Below are 16331 nucleotides of genomic sequence, written 5' to 3' on the forward strand. Positions count from 1 at the left end.
GAACAATTGTTTGAGTCCCCTCCGCCTTGACGAAGGGGAGCAGTTAGACTGGCTGAGTCAACTATGCGGCACGGGGTGGAAATGAAATCACTTGTGCACCTGCCTTTAGTTGATCGAGATAGTCCGCCCACCACTGCATCATTTCTACTCGCTCGGGCAAATGCTCGGCGTAGTTGTATGCGGCTCGTACTTCATCACGCTCACCGTGCGCAAGCTGGCGTTCGATTGCATCCCGGTGCCAAAGGTGCGACTCGTTAAGCAATGTGGAAGCCGTTTTGCGAAAGCCATGACCGGTAAATTCGTCTTTGGCATACCCCAGCCGGCGAAGCGCGGCATTCACAGTGTTCTCACTCATTGGCCGCTCCCGCGTACGTTCACCGGGAAACACGTAGTTGAAGCGACCGGTCAGGGGCTCCAGATCGCGCAAGATGTCTAGCGCTTGCCGGGATAGGGGCACGATGTGAACTGCTCAGCTTTTCATCTTGCTAGCCGGGATGCGCCACTCAGCTTTTTCTAGATCTATCTCCGCCCATTCAGCCTGACGAAGCTCGCCCGGGCGCACGAATACAAGTGGTGCCAATCGGGCCGCACTGCGAACGACGGGCGAGGCCTCTAGATCATCCAGGGCGCGGAGCAGGGCGCCAACCTTCACCGGATCAGTAATTGTCGCAAAGGTTTTCGGATCTGGTCTGGTTAATGCCTCTTTGAGCAGATCGGCTGGGTCGCTTTCGGCAAGGCCCGAGGCAATGGCAAAACGGAAAACCTTGGAGCAGGACCAACGAACGCGATGGGCGGTCTCAATTGCACCTCGCTCCTCAATGCGACGCAGACAAGCTAGCAACTCTTGCGGGCGGATTTCGGAAACAGGGCGTTTGCCAAGCCACGGGAATACATCTGATTCCAGTCTGTTAATGGTTCGTTCACGATGGCTCTCGGAACGACCAGTCATAAACTTGGTAAACCATGCGCGAGCAACCGCTTCGAATGAGTTTTCCGCTGCAAATGCTGCGGCTTCTTTTTCTTGCTGGCGCTGCATGCCGGGGTCAATGCCTTGTGCGAGCAAGGATCGTGCAGCATCTCGTTGCGCGCGAGCTGCGCCCAAAGAAACCTCTGGGTATGCGCCGAAGGACAATTTCCCTTCTTTGCCATTTGGACGGGCGTACTTCATGCGCCAGAGCTTTGAGCCCGTTGGTGTAACCAACAGGAATAGGCCCCCACCATCAAACAATTTACGTTCCTTGTCTGTGGCTTTGGCTTGCTTGCATTCGGTATCGGTCAGGGGCTTGGTATTGCGCGGCATAGGGGCCTCAGTTTTAGGGGCCTTCCACGAAAGGGGCCCCAGAAGCGACTGTTAGGCCCCTATTTAGGCCCCTAAAGACGTGGGATGTCAATGCACGTTGCGGTGCCTTATGACATGAAAAAACCCCAGAAAGCTAAGCTTTACTGGGGTTCTTGGAGTTTCACGACACTCTGTGAAACTAATGTTTGGTGGAGCCGGTGGGAGTCGAACCCACGTCCGAAAGTCCTCTACGAAGAGTTCTACATGCTTAGCCTGGCCAACTGGATTTAACCCTTGACGAGCCGACCGGCAGGCTTGTTTTGGGCGAGTCACCTTGGTTTGACACTACATCAAGTGACCCGATGCAGTGCGATCCCTTCTATATGACTCTGCTACCGGTTGCCCGGTCTACCCGAAGGGAGAAGTAGCGCAGAGCCTAACTGGTTAAGCAGCTAGGGCGTAAGTTTCGTCGTTTGCAACTAACTTGGTTCAGTGTTTTACGGGCGACTGAGATCCCGGCATGCCCTCGTCCGCTTTGTAACCCCCGTCGAAACCATGGCGGCCCCGGATGAAGAACTATTAGTATAACCTGGAACGGGCGTTCTGGTCAGTTCTTGTCGTTATTCCACTTCTGACAAGGCGTTGCCCCAGTTGGCCAGCCAGTCTGGCAACGGCGGGCTGGGGTGGGTAATGCCGCCCAGCACCATGAGTTCTTGCGTACCCACAGAACCCCCGGTTTTGCGTAGAAAGCGGGCACGAATATAGGCGATGCCGATGGTTTCGCCCTTGCGCTCCACCCGGTGTTCCAGGTAGATGGATTTGTCGTCCCAGCCGACCACCACGGTTTGTACTTCAAAGCGCTGCCATAGTTTGAGTGCTTTTCTGAAGTGCATGGTTTCCATGGCGACGACGGGAAACCAGCCGGCTTCAGCCACTTTGGCGGCAAGGCCAGAGCGCTGCATCAGATCGACGCGGGCCAGGTCCAGCATGGTGAAATAACGGCCGTTGTTCACGTGCCGGAAGATGTCCAGGTCGTTGGGGTAGACCTGGTAGGGTGTGCGACAAGGGCCAAGGGTGGGGCAGGCGCTGCGGCGGCGGCCAAACAGCATCAGCCAGAGCAGACGCAAATAAAGGTTCATGGTGTCGGGTCAGGTTGGGTTGTACAGGCGCATAAATGACATTGAGCTAATCAGGGCCGGCGCGCAAACTCTTTGCCGTGCTGCGCGTGGCGGTGGGTACTTACTGTGGTGCAGGCACGCGCATGGGCCAATACGGCAAAACCGGAGGATGCATGTTTAAAGCGCTACTGTTGAGCAAGGACGCCGACGTTTTTTCTGCAAAGGTGAGCGGGCTGGAGCCATCCGCCTTGCCGCCGGGCGATGTCGATATCGACGTGGCGTTTTCCACGCTCAATTACAAAGATGCGCTGGCCATTGCCAACACTAGTCCGATTGTGCGGCAGTGGCCCATGGTGCCCGGCGTGGATGGCGCGGGTGTCGTCACGGCGTCGTCCCACCCGGATTTCAAGCCGGGTGACCAGGTGGTGCTCAACGGGTGGGGCGTGGGCGAGAAACACTGGGGTTGTCTTTCCCAGAAGGCTCGGCTCAGTGGCGACTGGCTGATTCCGTTGCCTGCTGCGTTTACGCCAGAGCAGGCCATGGCGATGGGTACGGCAGGTTATACCGCAGCTTTGTGTGTGCAAGCGCTGGAGCAGCATGGTGTGGCGCCGGCAGATGGCCCGGTGCTGGTCACCGGGGCGAGCGGCGGCGTGGGCTCGTTTGCGGTGTCTTTACTGGCCAGAGCGGGTTATCAAGTGACTGCATTGACCGGCAAGCCCGCGTCGGCCGATTACCTTAAGCAACTGGGGGCAACGGCCGTGCTGGATCGTCAGGCTTTCGCCGCGGCTGGCAAGCCGCTGCAAAAGGAAACCTGGGCCGCGGTGGTGGATTCTGCCGGTAGCCACACGCTGGCTAATGCGTGTGCGCAGGTCCGTTACGGTGGCGTGGTGGCGGCATGCGGTCTGGCGCAGGGGATGGATTTTCCGGCGTCTGTCGCACCATTTATTCTGCGCGGCGTGACCTTGTGCGGCATTGATAGTGTGATGGCGCCCAAGGCCAGGCGTCTGGCCGCATGGACGCGCCTGGCTGCGGATCTGGATGCGGCCACGCTCGCTACCGTGACCACCCGGATTGGGCTGGCGGATTGCGTTGATGCCGCCGCGACGATTCTTGCGGGCAAGCATCAGGGGCGGTACGTGGTGGATGTGAATGGCTGAGGTGCTCTAGTGCAGTGTTGAAACAAAAAACCCAGGGCCAAGCCTGGGTTTTTTGTTGTGGCACCCGTAGCCCGGATGGAAGCCGCCGGCCGGAAATCCGGGGTTGCGCCGCATGCAATGGGGGTTGCTTGCCATCTTGAGCAGCATGGCAACGGCGGAACATCATCCTTGCCCGCGTTGCCTCCCCGGATTCTCGCTGCCCCGCTGCAACTGCCATCCGCAGCATTCAGCGGTTTTGTGGGGCACCCACCGAGGGGCGTGCTTCATCCGGGCTACGGGGTGGTTGTGCGCTAAAACAAAAAGCCCGGAGCAACGGCCGGGCTTTTTAAGGTTGGCATGATTACGCGGGCAAATGCGCCAGCAAATCCAGCGGGTGATTAATCGTGATATCGGCCCCCCAAGCGTCGGGCGTGTCGGATTCCGCGATGTAACCATAGCTAGCCAGTACGGTGGTCATACCCACGCGGCGGCCGGCTTCGATATCACGCTCGGCATCGCCCACATAAATACAGTTGGCCGGATCGACCCCCAGCATCTGTGCGGCATGGTACATGGGCTTGGGGTCTGGCTTGGGCACGCCCACGGTATCGCCAGAAACCACCACGCCGGGCGCAAAGGGTAGCGGCAGGCGGGCAACCAGCGGGTCGGTAAAGCGCGCTGGTTTGTTGGTGACAATACCCCAGCGCCAGCCACGGCTGACAATGGCCTCAATCAGCGGGGAGACGCCGTCAAACAGCACGGTGCTATCGGCCAGATGCTGGGCATAGTGCGCCAGAAAGCGGTCACGCAGCCCAATGAACTGGTCTTGTTGTTGCGGCGTTACGCCAAAGCCCAGGCCAATCAAACCGCGCGCGCCGTGGGATGCCAGGGGGCGGATGGCCTGCCAGGGCTGGGGCGGCAGGCCTTCTTCGGCCAGCAGCAGGTTGAGTGCCGCGCCCAGGTCTAATGCGGTGTCGGCCAGAGTGCCGTCCAGGTCAAACAAAACGGCGCGGATGGGTTCGGTCATGGCTGTGCGTTGAGTAGTGATGTGGGGGAGGGTTACAACGGCTTGCGGCAAGCCACCATGTAATTCACGTCGGTATCCGCACCCAGCTTGTAGACCTTGCTGAGCGGGTTGTAGGTCATGCCGGTCAGTGTCACCGTATCCAGCCCGCTGGTGCGTGTCATACGGCCCAGTTCAGACGGTTTGATGAAACGGGCGTAATCGTGCGTGCCACGCGGCAGCATGCCCATGATGTATTCCGCACCCAGCACAGCCAGGGCGTAGCTCTTGGCATTGCGATTGAGCGTGGAAAAGAACACCCAGCCGCCAGGTTTGCACAGGCGCGCGCAGGCTTCAATCACGCTGGCGGGCGAGGGCACGTGTTCCAGCATTTCCATGCAGGTGACGACGTCAAACGAGGCCGGCGCTTCTGCGGCAAGGTCTTCTACCGGGACCTTGCGGTATTCCACAGACAAGCCGGATTCATGCAAATGCAGTTTGGCGATCTTGAGCGATTTGTCGGCCAGATCAATGCCGGTGACCTGTGCGCCGCTGGCGGCCATGCCTTCGGCCAGAATGCCGCCGCCGCAACCGACATCCAGCACTTTCTTGCCGGTCAGCCCGGCATATTCATCAATGAAGCCCAGTCGCAGCGGGTTGATGTCATGCAGCGGTTTGAATTCGCTGGTTTTGTCCCACCACTTATGGGCCAGGGCGGCAAACTTGGCGATTTCCGTGGCGTCGGCATTGAGCACGTGTTCGGTGTTCTCAGTCGTGTTTTCTGGCTGGGCCTGGTGTTCGGTCATGCTGTTTATCCTTGCATGCGTGCTTGCCAGCGGCGGGCGCGGGTGAGCACTTCCTGATGATCAAGACTGGCGTGATGGCCTTGGGTATAGACTTCTCGACCGGCAATCCAGACATGACTGACCTGATTGCGATCTGCGGCGTAAACCAGATGGGATACCGGATCGTAGCACGGCTGCGTGCCCACCTGAGAGAGGTCAACCGCAATCATGTCGGCTTCTTTGCCAGCTACCAGGCTACCAATGCGGTCCTGCCAGCCCAGCGCCCTGGCGCCATTGAGGGTTGCCATTTCCAGCGCTTGCCACGCAGGTAGCGCTTCTGGATTGCCGCTCTGGCCTTTGGCCAGCAAGGCAGCCAGGCGCATCTCTGCAAACATATCCAGTTTGTTGTTGCTGGCGGCGCCGTCCGTACCAATACCCACGTTGATGCCACCGGCCACTTGCTCGGCAATCCGTGCCAGGCCGGACGCCAGCTTCAGATTGGAGGCCGGGTTGTGGGAAATATTGACGCCGTACTTCGCCAGCAGGCCGATCTCTTCGGTGGTGGTGTGCACCATATGTGCGGCAATCAACTGGTTGCTGAGCAAGCCCAGCCGGGCCAGCCGTTCCAGCGGGCGCACTCCGTAATCCTTGAGGCTGGTGGCGATTTCGTCCTGCGTTTCATGAATATGGCAATGGATGCCCACATTGAGCTGGTCAGCCAGCATGACGATGTTGCTGAATGTGGCGTCGCTCACCGTATACGGCGCGTGCGGGGCGAGGGTAAATCCCACCAGAGACTCGCCCTTGTATTCATCCATGCAGGCGATGGCCTTGCGGGTGTACTCATCGGCGTTGCTGGCGTACGGGGTGGGGAACTCCAGGATGGAACAACCCACCATCATGCGGAACTCGCTACCCAACGCGGCGCGCGCCACTGCGCCGTGATGAAAATACATGTCGTTGGCACAGGTGGTGCCGCCGGCAATCATTTCAGCGATGGCCAGTTGTGTGCCGTCGAACACAAATTCGTCGGAGACAAACTTGCCCTCGGCGGGCCAGATATGGTCATTGAGCCAGGTCATCAGCGCCAGGTCATCCGCATAACCGCGCAGTAGCGTCATGGCGGAGTGCGCGTGCAGGTTGATCAGACCAGGTAACAAGGCGTGCTGTGGCAAATGGCGGCGTTCTGCATCCGGGTATTGCTGCAAGGCCTGGGAGACGGGTAGCAGGGCTTTGATCTTCTGGCCTTCAAGCACCAGTGCGTGCTCTGTCAGTACCGTGGCTTGCGGCTCGATCGGGATGATCCAGCGGGGAATGAGGATGTGTGTGTTCATGCTATATCTGGCAGAAACAATATCCCGGCTGCCGGCTTTTGGCCGCGGCGACCAGGTGAATGACGGCGTAGTCACGTCAGGCTGGAGGCGACGCTTTGGGGCGTCAGAAAAACAAAAAGCCGACCTTGCGGTCGGCTTTTTTGCTTGCGCACCAAGAATTACTTGGCAGCGGAAGCGTCCGAAGCAGCAGCATCGGAAGCAGCCGGAGCAGCAGCAGCGTCAGAAGCGGCAGCAGCGTCGGAAGCCGGAGCAGCAGCAGCGTCGGAAGCGGCCGGAGCGGAAGCTTCAGCAGCCGGAGCGGAAGCGTCAGCAGCAGGGGCTTCATCTTTCTTGCCGCAAGCGGTGAGGGCCAGGGCCAGCAGGGCAGCAACGAGCAGAGACTGTTTCATTCTTCTTACCTTTAGCAGAATGGGTTGGACAAGTAAATTTCAATACAGCAGTTGTTTGGCTATCGACCGTTGATCGATGGCTATTTGGAAACCAGTTACATCACTGACGACCGACGGGCGGAATTCTAGCACGATTTGAATAAAAGGGTAGCGTCCCTGGCGCACCAAACTGCGACACGTAGAGATTTTTACAACAATCGTCAAATCCTTATAAATCAAGCCTGCGCCAATCTGATGACGGTATAGAACATTCCCAAGCAAGATCAAAGGCTTGACGCAAACGTGCCGCTTCTTGCGGGTCATCGTCTGTCTCGCCTTTGGCCCAATCAAAGTGACAACGTCTTACAAATCGTTGCATATCGGCCAGAATAAATGGCATCAACACCGTTGGCATATCCGGATTTGCCAAATGCATGGTCAATTTCTGGTTTTGTAAATTGGCCAATTGCAACAGCAAAGGGCATTGACTGGCGATGAAATCGCCCGATCGCGCCAGCAAGCGGATCTGCGCGGCCGGGTTGCGGGCCAGCAAATCGGCCATGGCTTGCGTGGTGGCGCGCTCGTTCAGGCCGCAGGCGCTGAAGTCGTGTTCAAACAAAATCAGGCTCTCGCGGGCGCTTTGCAGCAGCGAGAGGGTTTGTTCCCGATAGTCTTTGTACGTATCAAATTTTGCCGGCATGCAGGTACCCGTAGTCGTAGCAGGTATAGAGGGCTTCCAGAATGTCATCATCATAGCTGGCTGCCGGCAAGCGGCGGGCATCTGCCAGTTTGCGCAGGGCTGGCAAGGCCGCAGGGCTGACCTCCAGCTCTTCGCCATTGATGAACACTTGCTCACCCTCGTACAGCATTTGCGATTTCAGGTCGAGGTAGACGCCGTGCTGCGCTACTTGTTCCGCAAATTCGTCAAAGTCTTGCGGCTCTTCCGGCTGATTGTAGAACACATGCGCTTTGGGCTCGGTGAAGTAACGGCCAATAAACTTGCGCACGTCTCCTTCGGTCCAGGTCAGTTGGGTGAGCATGTGTTCAATCTTGCGGACAAACGCGAGGTCAATTTCACCCGGGCGATCCGTTGGCGTGCGCTCCGGGTCACCGTAAATGCCGGTCAGGCGCAGTTCGTCCTGCAGGTATTCCAGGAACTTGCCGACGATCTCTTGTTGTGTGGGCGCCCTGAATCCGATCGAGTAGGTCATGCCCGGTTCCAGCGCCACGCCGTAGTGCGCGTATTTGGGGGGCAGGTAGAGCATGTCGCCGTGATCCAGAATCCATTCTTGTTCCGGATTGAAGTCACGTAAAACGCGGATAGGCGCATCCTCGACAAAGTTGCCGGCGTCGTCGCTGGAAATTTGCCAGCGTTTTTTGCCGCCCACTTGCAACAAAAACACATCGTAAGAGTCGTAATGCGGGCCAACCGTGCCGCCAGGTGGCGCATAAGAGATCATCAGATCATCCAGGCGCGTGTAGGGCAGAAAGTTGAACTCGTACAACAGGTCGGCAATGTGGGGCACATGGTGATTGACGTTCTGTACCAGCACCGTCCAGTCTGTTTGTGGCAGGCGCTCAAAGCGGCTGGCGCGGAACGGGCCGTGTTCCATGGACCAGCGCTGGTCACGGTATTCAATCAGCCGCGACTCTACGTCATCTTGTTGCGCCAGGCTCATCAACCGCGGCAAATCGACCAGTTCCGGAAAATCCTGCCAGGCATTGCGGATCAGCAATGGCTGTTTTTGCCAGTATTCGGTCAGAAATTGCTCGGCGGTCAGTCCACCAAGGAGTTGTTTGTTCATTGACTTGGCTATAACAGTAGAAAAACAAGGCCTTCATTATCCCACCATGCAAAGGAGCCGGCATGCTCAAAAACGGGGAAATTGCGCCAGACTTTGCTTTGCACGATGCCCGGATGCAACTGATCCGGTTATCTGACTACCAGGGGCAACATCATGTGGTGCTCTATTTCTTTAGCAGAGATCACTCACCTGGCGGTATTACAGAAGCGGTCGAGTTTTCGGACCGGGCAGAAACATTCAAATCGCTGGGTACCGTGGTGCTGGGCGTCAGCCTGGATGATTGCCTGTCGCATGAGGCATTTCAGGATGAACACGGGATTGAATTCGGTCTATTGTCAGATGCAGAGGGCGAGGTCAGCCGGCTTTACCATGTTTTAAGAGAAACAGCGGCTGTCGGCATGGTAAAATACGCCATTGAACGCTCTACCTTCGTCATTGACCGGCAGGGCGTAATCCGCCACGCGTTCTACCACGTGCTGCCTAAAGGACATGCGGCGGAAATACTTTCACTCGTTAAACAGTTAGGATAACCCCGATGCAAATCGCCAAAGACACGGTCGTAACGCTGAACTATGAGATGTTCGATACCGAGGGCAAGCTGCTCGATAAAACCGAACACCCCATTGTTTACCTGCATGGCGGCTACGACAACATCCTGCCGCTGGTGGAAGAAGCCCTGCACGGCAAGACCACGGGTGATTCCATTGACGTCACCATGTCCCCGGACGACGCCTTTGGCGAATACGAGCCGGAACTGGTCCGCAAGGAAGCCAAGGACGTGTTCCCGATGGAAGTGGAAGCCGGCATGATGTTCGAAGCTGACGATCCTGCCACTGGCGACGTCATGCTGTTTCGCGTTACCGAAATCAACGGCAACGAAGTGACTGTGGATGCCAACCACCCGTTTGCTGGCGTGACCATCCGCTTTGTCGGCAAGGTCACAGATGTGCGTGAAGCCAGCGATGAAGAAATCGCTCACGGCCACGTACACGGCGAACATGGCCATCATCACTGAGACTTGCTGCTCAGTATGAAAAAAGGCGGGCAGATGCCCGCCTTTTTTATTGCCTGCACGCTACGCGGTGCGGATATCGTTGAGCGTGGTGTTCCAGAGCGTGTCGCCAATCTGCACGTTATTGAAGGTCAGCCCTTGCATATGCCATGCGTAGACCGGGCCTGGCGTAGTGTCCGAGGCCGGGCCGGCGGCAAGCGGCGTGCCAAAGTTGCAATCGCGGATGACCACATTGCGGATGGGCGCCACGGCCGGGGCGGGTGTCGGGCCGTTATAGTCGTAGGCCACCGGCCCTTGGGCCACCACGGCCTGAAAGCACGATCCAGTGACGCCATCCAGGCTCACGTTACTCACCATCACGTTGGAAATCTGCACGTTCTCCACCACGGCAGGGCGGCTGCGGATGGCATCTTTGGAGGGCTGGTAATCGCAATCAAAGGTGATGATGCCGCCCTGGGATGCTGCCGGATTGCTGCCGCTGGCCGAGGCAACACCCAGCGGCACGCTGTTGTTAATGGGGCTGCCGGCCAGCATGGCGCTGCCGTAGCCGCTGCCTGACAGGCTCACGCCATTGGGCACGGTGACGTTATCAACGTAGAAGTCCCGCACATAGCCGCCACGGTTCATGTTGGTTTTGATGCGGATGGCGATGTTGAGCGAATTGGTTGCCCACCAGGTATTGAGCATTTGCAGGTTGCTGGCGTAAATGCGTTCGATCCCGCCGCCCATTTCACTGCCCAGCGTAATACCGCCATGACCACTGTTCATGACACAGTTACGGATCACATGGTCTCGCGCGGCGCCGTATTGCGTATCCAGATCCTTGCCGGATTTGATGGCAATGCAATCATCCCCGGTATTGAATATGACGTTCTCGCACAGCACGTTGACGCAGGCATCCGGATCAAACCCGTCGTTATTGGGGCCAATACTGTCAATCAGCACGCCGCGGATCACCACGTTCTGGCAATAGGTGGGGTGGTGCTGCCAGAACGGCGTGTTGTTCAGGTGATAGTTTTCCATCAGCACATTGCTGCAGTGGATGAACTCCACCATGCAGGGGCGCAAATAATGGCCCAGCCCGAAAACACGTTGTTCCACCGGCACGCCGGCTTCCGACAAGGCCGGCAGATAATTCTGGTCTTGCTGCCACGGCGTCACCGGATTGGTCAGTTGCGCGTACAAGGCATCGCTGATGCCCGGCGCAATCACGCGCAAATCGACGTTATTGGGGTTGGCGCAGGCGTGAGAGGGCGTGCTGCTGCCGGTACAGCCATAGACACCGTTATTGCCTTTCCATGTCCACCAGCAGGTGCTGCTGTTGCCGCTACCGGCAAAGGGCGTCATGGCCTGACCATTCAGGACTGAGGTTGCGCCTTCGCCAGTGAGCGCAATATGCGTCTGGTTGCGGGCATAAACGGGTGCACCAAAGTTCAGGCAATCATTGGCTTGCCAGCGGCTGTAATACAGTTTGCCATTGGGGCCACAATCCACCGGGCCGTCTTTGGCGTAATCCGCCGGGTTGGGGCTGAAATAGAGCGTGGTATTGGCACTCAGGTGGAAATTGACATGGCTCAGCAATTCAATCGGGCCAGCGCAATACCAGTTGCCTGCTGGCACCACAACGCGGCCACCCCCGGCGGCGTTACAGGCCTTGATGGCGGCCAGAAACGCCGGACGGCAATCAAAGGCGTTGGCGGCATGGGTTTGGTCCGCGCCGCTGCTGGTGGGCGATTTGTTTTGATCGGCGTATGGATTGGCGGCCGGGATCACCCCGCAAGGCTGCGCGCCATAAGCAACCACAACGTAGTCCCGCTGCGGAAAAGAGGTCTGTGAGACCCCTTGTAGCGAGGCCACAATGCGGGCGGCGGCGCCATACTTGCCCCAGATTTCATCGCCTGACCCGGCAAAGTCAAAACCATTGCCATTGTTGCAAGCACTCAAACCGCCCAATAACCCAAGGCCCAATGTGCCGCCGGTCCACTGCATGAAACGGCGACGATCGGGCGAAGCGGGCGTATCGACCGGGAAACGCTGCGGAGAAGACATTCTGGATTTCACTGCTACGCTCCTTTTGCCTTGGCCAGGGGCGTGATGAACTGACTGTTATTGCAAATATGTTCGATAACTATTTGATAATTAACGAATGTTGCGGGTTTTGGCCAAAGTTCATCGTGAGCGGGGCGAGGCAGGGCGAACTTGTGCGGGATCAATGACGGACAGGTGGAATGTGGAGAAACACCACTGTTGGGGAGGTTGCATGAGAATGGTGCAAATTTTGGCGCACCGCACCATGCTGTAACACTACATATTGTGGTTTTGAGGGGTTCTGATGCCCGTTTGCAACATCATGTGGTGACTTTCGTCAGCCTGTCCTCAAATTGCAACGAATCTCACTCAGGCGCTATGCCGCATGAATAAAGGCTTGGCGGGAAACATGACATTTTTATGATCCGTTCATCGCCTTTATCACATCTATTTCCGGTTGCGCTAGCGGCCCACCTTCCCCTAGTATTTGTGCCGAACCTACCCAAGGACCACAAGATGTAGTGGTTCTTCACAATTTATACACAGATTTATCCACATTCGGCCGCCTGTCTTTCCAAGTCCTTGATTTGTGAAGAAATGCGGCCAGATTTAGAGCCGCTAACAAAATCCAGTGCAACAATGCTGGCAAGGCGCGCGAACGCAGGCAGTACGTTGAGTACGGCAAGTGAGCGCAACGCAGCCAGCAGGGTTTTGTTAGTGGCGTTAACACCAGGCCAGAGGGAACACACCCAAATGTACGCCACACTGGATAGCACCACAGGAAGCCGCATGACCGAAGCTGTAGATACCCCGATCAACAACGAACAGAGCCGCTACGAACAGTACAAGACCATCCGCCGCAATGGTGGCGTGGTGCCGTTCGCGCCGTCCAAGATCACGGTTGCCGTGACCAAGGCGTATATCGCTGTTCACGGGAATCAGGCTGCGGCCAGTGCTGCTGTGCGCGAACGCGTAGAAGCCCTGACCGAGCAAGTGGTCAGCGCCCTGATGCGTCGCAAGCCCGAAGGTGGCGCTATCCATATTGAAGACATCCAGGACCAGGTTGAACTGGCCCTGATGCGTTCTGGCGAACATGACATCGCCCGCGCCTACGTGCTCTACCGAGAACAGCGCAAAACCGAACGTGCTTCTCATACTGACAGTCACGAAGTCACCGCTGAACAACACGCTGTGGTCAATGTGACGCTGGAAGACGGCAGCCGCCGTGTGCTGGATGTCGCCCGCCTGAAAGCGCTGATCGCTTCTTCCTGCCAGGGTTTCGAGAAAGAAACCAGCCAGGAAACCATCCTGTCTGAAACGCTGAAGAACCTGTATGACGGCGTGCCGGTGGCCGAAGTCCACAAGTCCGCCATTCTGGCGGCGCGTGGCCGCATTGAAATCGACCCGGCCTACAGCTTTGTCACCGCACGTCTGTTGCTGGATGTGGCGCGTCGTGAAGTGCTGGGCGAAGAAGCCAGCCATGAAGAAATGGCTACCCGCTATGCCGAAGCCTTCCCGCAACTGATCAAGAAGGGCATCGAGAACGAACTGCTGGACGAAAAGCTCGCCCAGTTCGACCTGGCCCGCCTGGGCGCTGCGCTCAAGCACGAGCGTGATTACCAGTTTGGTTACCTGGGTCTGCAAACCCTGTACGACCGTTATTTCCTGCACGTGCATGGCACCCGCATTGAACTGCCGCAGGTGTTCTTCATGCGCGTCGCCATGGGCTTGTCGCTGAACGAAGTAGATCGCGAAGCCCGCGCCATTGAGTTCTATAACGTGCTGTCGACGTTTGACTTCATGTCCAGCACCCCGACACTGTTCAACTCTGGCACCCGTCGCAGCCAGCTCTCCAGCTGCTACCTGACTACCGTGGCCGATGATCTGGATGGCATTTACGAAGCGCTGAAAGAAAACGCGCTGTTGTCCAAGTTTGCTGGCGGTCTGGGCAACGACTGGACCCCGGTGCGCTCGCTGGGCAGCCATATCAAGGGCACCAACGGCAAATCGCAAGGCGTGGTGCCGTTCCTCAAGGTGGTGAACGATACCGCCGTGGCCGTGAACCAGGGTGGCAAGCGCAAGGGCGCGGTTTGCGCGTACCTGGAAACCTGGCACGCCGACATTGAAGAATTCCTGGAACTGCGCAAGAACACGGGTGATGATCGCCGTCGTACCCACGACATGAACACCGCCAACTGGATTCCTGACCTGTTCATGAAGCGTGTCATGGAAGGTTCTGACTGGACCCTCTTTAGCCCGTCGGAAGCGCCGGATCTGCACGACCTGTACGGCAAGAAGTTTGAAGAAGCCTACGTTCGTTACGAAGAAAAAGCCGCCCGTGGCGAAATGCGCGTGGCCAAGAAGCTGCCGGCGCTGACCCTGTGGCGCAAGATGCTGACCATGCTGTTCGAAACCGGCCACCCATGGGTGACGTTCAAGGACCCGAGCAACATCCGCAGCCCGCAGAACCACGTTGGCGTTGTCCACAGTTCCAACCTGTGCACAGAAATCACGCTGAACACCAACGACAACGAAATCGCCGTATGTAACCTGGGCTCTGTGAACCTGGCCAACCACATCAAAGACGGCAAGCTGGACGCCGACAAGATTGGTCGCACGGTCAAGACCGCCATGCGCATGCTCGATAACGTGATCGACATCAACTACTACGCCGTGCGCAAGGCCCGTACCTCCAACCTCAAGCACCGCCCGGTGGGCATGGGCCTGATGGCGTTCCAGGACGCGCTGCATATGCTGCGTATTCCGTACGCATCTGACGCGGCGGTGCAGTTTGCTGATGAATCGATGGAAGTGATTGCGTATCACGCCTACTGGGCCTCCACCGAGCTGGCGCAAGAACGTGGCACCTATCCAAGCTACAAGGGCAGCCTGTGGGATCGTGGCATCCTGCCGCAAGACTCCAACGCCTTGCTGGCCGAAGAGCGCGGTGGTTATCTGGAAGTGGACAGCAGCTACAAGCTGGACTGGGCCCCGCTGCGTGAGCGCATTGCCACCTATGGCATGCGTAACAGCAACTGCCTGGCCATTGCCCCGACGGCGACCATCTCCAACATCGTGGGCGTAGATGCTTCGATTGAACCGACCTACCAGAACCTGTTCGTGAAATCGAACCTGTCTGGCGAGTTCACCGTCATCAACGAACACTTGGTGCACGACCTGAAAGAACGCGGTCTGTGGGATGAAGTCATGATCTCCGACCTCAAGTACTTCGACGGTTCGGTTTCCCGCATCGACCGTATTCCGGCTGACCTGCGTGAACAGTACGCCACCGCGTTCGAAACAGACCCGAAATGGCTGGTCGAAGCCGCCAGCCGCCGCCAGAAGTGGATTGACCAGGCCCAAAGCCTGAACATTTACATGGCCGGCGCATCGGGCAAGAAGCTGGATGAACTGTACAAGCACGCCTGGCTGCGTGGCCTGAAGACCACCTACTACCTGCGTACCCTGGCTGCAACCAGCGCAGAAAAATCCACCGGTCGTGGCGGCGAACTGAACGCCGTACCGGTCGATGGTGGCCTCTCTGCCGCCAGCGCTGCCGGTAGCGTAGCTCCTGCAAGTGCACCGACCGCAGCCGCCCCGGTGGCCGCCATGCCGGAAGCCGAAGGCGCCGCATGCTACCTGCGCCCGGGTGATCCTGGCTTTGAAGAGTGCGAGGCCTGCCAGTAATGGCATGACCCCAACAGCCCGGCCGTCTGGCCGGGCTGTTGGCCGCAACAAACCACCATAACAAGAGTCCAATACCTGTTGCAGGTATGTCCAGAGGCCCGGCCATGTTCAAGCGCTTGCTATTGCTGTGTTGTCTCGGGCTGTTGAGTGCCTGTGCGGCCCGGCCGCAACTGGCGACCAACGGCGTGATGGTGCCGCCGGCAGGGCAGGCCTACGGCATTCTGGCCGTCACCTTCAACAGCCTGGATCACGACACCACCGTCACCAGTGTGGTGGTCGAAGGCCCGTGGGGCCGCCAGGAATTTTTTGCCAATAACAACAACTACATCCGCGATGCGGGTGACATACCGGACACCACCGGCCAGTTACATCTGCTCACCCTGGTGCCAGGCCATTACACCATGACCGACACCTGGACCCGTTGGGGCAATCCAGGCATGGATATGAGCCGGCGCATTGGTCGCTTGCCGCTCAACCAGGGGTTTGATGTCAAAGCCGGAGACGTGGTTTACCTGGGCGAAGTACACGTAGACGTGAATTTTCAGCCCACCGCCACGCTGAAAGATGCACATAACCGGGACTTCAACCACATCAAGACAATGTGGGGCGTACCGGATACCAGCAATATCCAGATTCGATTGCCGCAGCCCGCTGCAGCAACCCAGACAGCGCAGCCCGCGCAGTAACGGCGCGCGCTTTACGGGCCTGACCTGATCAGGCCCCAGACGCGCAACCGGCTTGCCGGCTGCCTTTTGCAATATTTTTGAAGATTGGTA

15 protein-coding genes and 1 other RNA gene are annotated in these 16331 nt (G+C 57.9%); 5 read left to right on the top strand and 11 right to left on the bottom strand.

Going from position 1 to position 16331, the window contains the following annotated elements; all coding sequences use genetic code 11:
• Positions 1 to 61 precede the first annotated feature (61 nt).
• From HNQ50_RS21865 to HNQ50_RS01725, 4 genes are all read right to left on the bottom strand, one after another.
• On the bottom strand, positions 62 to 457 hold the full coding sequence (locus HNQ50_RS21865; RefSeq protein ID WP_221302947.1) for a tyrosine-type recombinase/integrase: 396 nt from the start codon (positions 455 to 457) through the stop codon (positions 62 to 64).
• Between the two features lie 12 nt (positions 458 to 469).
• Positions 470 to 1300 (bottom strand): tyrosine-type recombinase/integrase, encoded by an 831-nt coding sequence (locus HNQ50_RS01715; protein WP_221302948.1) that lies wholly within the window; start codon positions 1298 to 1300, stop codon positions 470 to 472.
• A gap of 186 nt (positions 1301 to 1486) precedes the next feature.
• Positions 1487 to 1845: a transfer-messenger RNA gene (gene ssrA / locus HNQ50_RS01720) on the bottom strand.
• Positions 1846 to 1899: 54 nt separating this feature from the next.
• Positions 1900 to 2418 (bottom strand): acyl-CoA thioesterase, encoded by a 519-nt coding sequence (locus tag HNQ50_RS01725; protein WP_184096910.1) that lies wholly within the window; start codon positions 2416 to 2418, stop codon positions 1900 to 1902.
• Between the two features lie 152 nt (positions 2419 to 2570).
• On the opposite strand from HNQ50_RS01725, the gene acuI reads away from it, so the two are divergent.
• Positions 2571 to 3554, top strand: coding sequence for an acrylyl-CoA reductase (NADPH) (gene acuI, locus HNQ50_RS01730; RefSeq protein WP_184096912.1), 984 nt, complete (start codon positions 2571 to 2573; stop codon positions 3552 to 3554).
• A gap of 340 nt (positions 3555 to 3894) precedes the next feature.
• Here acuI and HNQ50_RS01735 read toward each other — a convergent pair whose 3' ends face one another.
• From HNQ50_RS01735 to HNQ50_RS01760, 6 genes are all read right to left on the bottom strand, one after another.
• Positions 3895 to 4560, bottom strand: coding sequence for an HAD family hydrolase (locus tag HNQ50_RS01735; protein ID WP_184096914.1), 666 nt, complete (start codon positions 4558 to 4560; stop codon positions 3895 to 3897).
• 32 nt (positions 4561 to 4592) lie between these two features.
• Entirely contained in the window at positions 4593 to 5342 is a 750-nt protein-coding gene (ubiG, locus tag HNQ50_RS01740; RefSeq protein ID WP_184096916.1) for a bifunctional 2-polyprenyl-6-hydroxyphenol methylase/3-demethylubiquinol 3-O-methyltransferase UbiG, read from the bottom strand.
• 5 nt (positions 5343 to 5347) lie between these two features.
• Positions 5348 to 6655: a TRZ/ATZ family hydrolase gene (locus tag HNQ50_RS01745; RefSeq protein ID WP_184096918.1), complete on the bottom strand. Its 1308-nt coding sequence runs from the start codon at positions 6653 to 6655 to the stop codon at positions 5348 to 5350.
• 103 nt (positions 6656 to 6758) lie between these two features.
• Positions 6759 to 6980, bottom strand: a complete 222-nt coding sequence (locus tag HNQ50_RS01750; protein WP_184096920.1) for a hypothetical protein — start codon at positions 6978 to 6980, stop codon at positions 6759 to 6761.
• A 272-nt stretch (positions 6981 to 7252) separates the two neighbouring features.
• A complete protein-coding gene (locus tag HNQ50_RS01755) occupies positions 7253 to 7777 on the bottom strand; it encodes a DUF7931 domain-containing protein (RefSeq protein ID WP_184096922.1) in 525 nt (174 codons plus the stop codon).
• Positions 7707 to 8828, bottom strand: coding sequence for a cupin domain-containing protein (locus HNQ50_RS01760; RefSeq protein WP_184096924.1), 1122 nt, complete (start codon positions 8826 to 8828; stop codon positions 7707 to 7709). The genes HNQ50_RS01755 and HNQ50_RS01760 overlap by 71 nt, the downstream gene beginning before the upstream one ends.
• A 62-nt stretch (positions 8829 to 8890) precedes the next feature.
• Here HNQ50_RS01760 and HNQ50_RS01765 point away from each other — a divergent pair, with 62 nt between their 5' ends.
• Positions 8891 to 9358, top strand: a complete 468-nt coding sequence (locus tag HNQ50_RS01765) for a peroxiredoxin (RefSeq protein ID WP_184096926.1) — start codon at positions 8891 to 8893, stop codon at positions 9356 to 9358.
• 5 nt (positions 9359 to 9363) lie between these two features.
• Positions 9364 to 9843, top strand: a complete 480-nt coding sequence (locus HNQ50_RS01770) for an FKBP-type peptidyl-prolyl cis-trans isomerase (RefSeq protein ID WP_184096928.1) — start codon at positions 9364 to 9366, stop codon at positions 9841 to 9843.
• Positions 9844 to 9903: 60 nt separating this feature from the next.
• On the opposite strand, the gene HNQ50_RS01775 is transcribed toward HNQ50_RS01770, so the two are convergent.
• Complete coding sequence (locus HNQ50_RS01775) at positions 9904 to 11889, bottom strand: glycoside hydrolase family 28 protein (RefSeq protein WP_184096930.1); 1986 nt, start codon at positions 11887 to 11889, stop codon at positions 9904 to 9906.
• A 768-nt stretch (positions 11890 to 12657) separates the two neighbouring features.
• On the opposite strand from HNQ50_RS01775, the gene HNQ50_RS01780 reads away from it, so the two are divergent.
• Positions 12658 to 15555 (top strand): ribonucleoside-diphosphate reductase subunit alpha, encoded by a 2898-nt coding sequence (locus HNQ50_RS01780; protein ID WP_221302949.1) that lies wholly within the window; start codon positions 12658 to 12660, stop codon positions 15553 to 15555.
• 86 nt (positions 15556 to 15641) lie between these two features.
• Positions 15642 to 16241, top strand: a complete 600-nt coding sequence (locus HNQ50_RS01785; protein ID WP_184096934.1) for a hypothetical protein — start codon at positions 15642 to 15644, stop codon at positions 16239 to 16241.
• Positions 16242 to 16331: the final 90 nt, after the last annotated feature.

Source organism: Silvimonas terrae (assembly GCF_014202765.1).
Taxonomy (GTDB): Bacteria; Pseudomonadota; Gammaproteobacteria; order Burkholderiales; family Chitinibacteraceae; genus Silvimonas; species Silvimonas terrae.

Bases quoted from the DNA above. Each gene is read 5' to 3' on its own strand.
- HNQ50_RS01715 (WP_221302948.1), bottom strand. From the start codon at position 1,300: ATGCCGCGCAATACCAAGCCCCTGACCGATACCGAATGCAAGCAAGCC.
- HNQ50_RS01725 (WP_184096910.1), bottom strand. From the start codon at position 2,418: ATGAACCTTTATTTGCGTCTGCTCTGGCTGATGCTGTTTGGCCGCCGC.
- acuI (WP_184096912.1), top strand. From the start codon at position 2,571: ATGTTTAAAGCGCTACTGTTGAGCAAGGACGCCGACGTTTTTTCTGCA.
- HNQ50_RS01735 (WP_184096914.1), bottom strand. From the start codon at position 4,560: ATGACCGAACCCATCCGCGCCGTTTTGTTTGACCTGGACGGCACTCTG.
- ubiG (WP_184096916.1), bottom strand. From the start codon at position 5,342: ATGACCGAACACCAGGCCCAGCCAGAAAACACGACTGAGAACACCGAA.
- HNQ50_RS01745 (WP_184096918.1), bottom strand. From the start codon at position 6,655: ATGAACACACACATCCTCATTCCCCGCTGGATCATCCCGATCGAGCCG.
- HNQ50_RS01750 (WP_184096920.1), bottom strand. From the start codon at position 6,980: ATGAAGCCCCTGCTGCTGACGCTTCCGCTCCGGCTGCTGAAGCTTCCG.
- HNQ50_RS01755 (WP_184096922.1), bottom strand. From the start codon at position 7,777: ATGATGATGACATTCTGGAAGCCCTCTATACCTGCTACGACTACGGGT.
- HNQ50_RS01760 (WP_184096924.1), bottom strand. From the start codon at position 8,828: ATGAACAAACAACTCCTTGGTGGACTGACCGCCGAGCAATTTCTGACC.
- HNQ50_RS01765 (WP_184096926.1), top strand. From the start codon at position 8,891: ATGCTCAAAAACGGGGAAATTGCGCCAGACTTTGCTTTGCACGATGCC.
- HNQ50_RS01770 (WP_184096928.1), top strand. From the start codon at position 9,364: ATGCAAATCGCCAAAGACACGGTCGTAACGCTGAACTATGAGATGTTC.
- HNQ50_RS01775 (WP_184096930.1), bottom strand. From the start codon at position 11,889: ATGTCTTCTCCGCAGCGTTTCCCGGTCGATACGCCCGCTTCGCCCGAT.
- HNQ50_RS01780 (WP_221302949.1), top strand. From the start codon at position 12,658: ATGACCGAAGCTGTAGATACCCCGATCAACAACGAACAGAGCCGCTAC.
- HNQ50_RS01785 (WP_184096934.1), top strand. From the start codon at position 15,642: ATGTCCAGAGGCCCGGCCATGTTCAAGCGCTTGCTATTGCTGTGTTGT.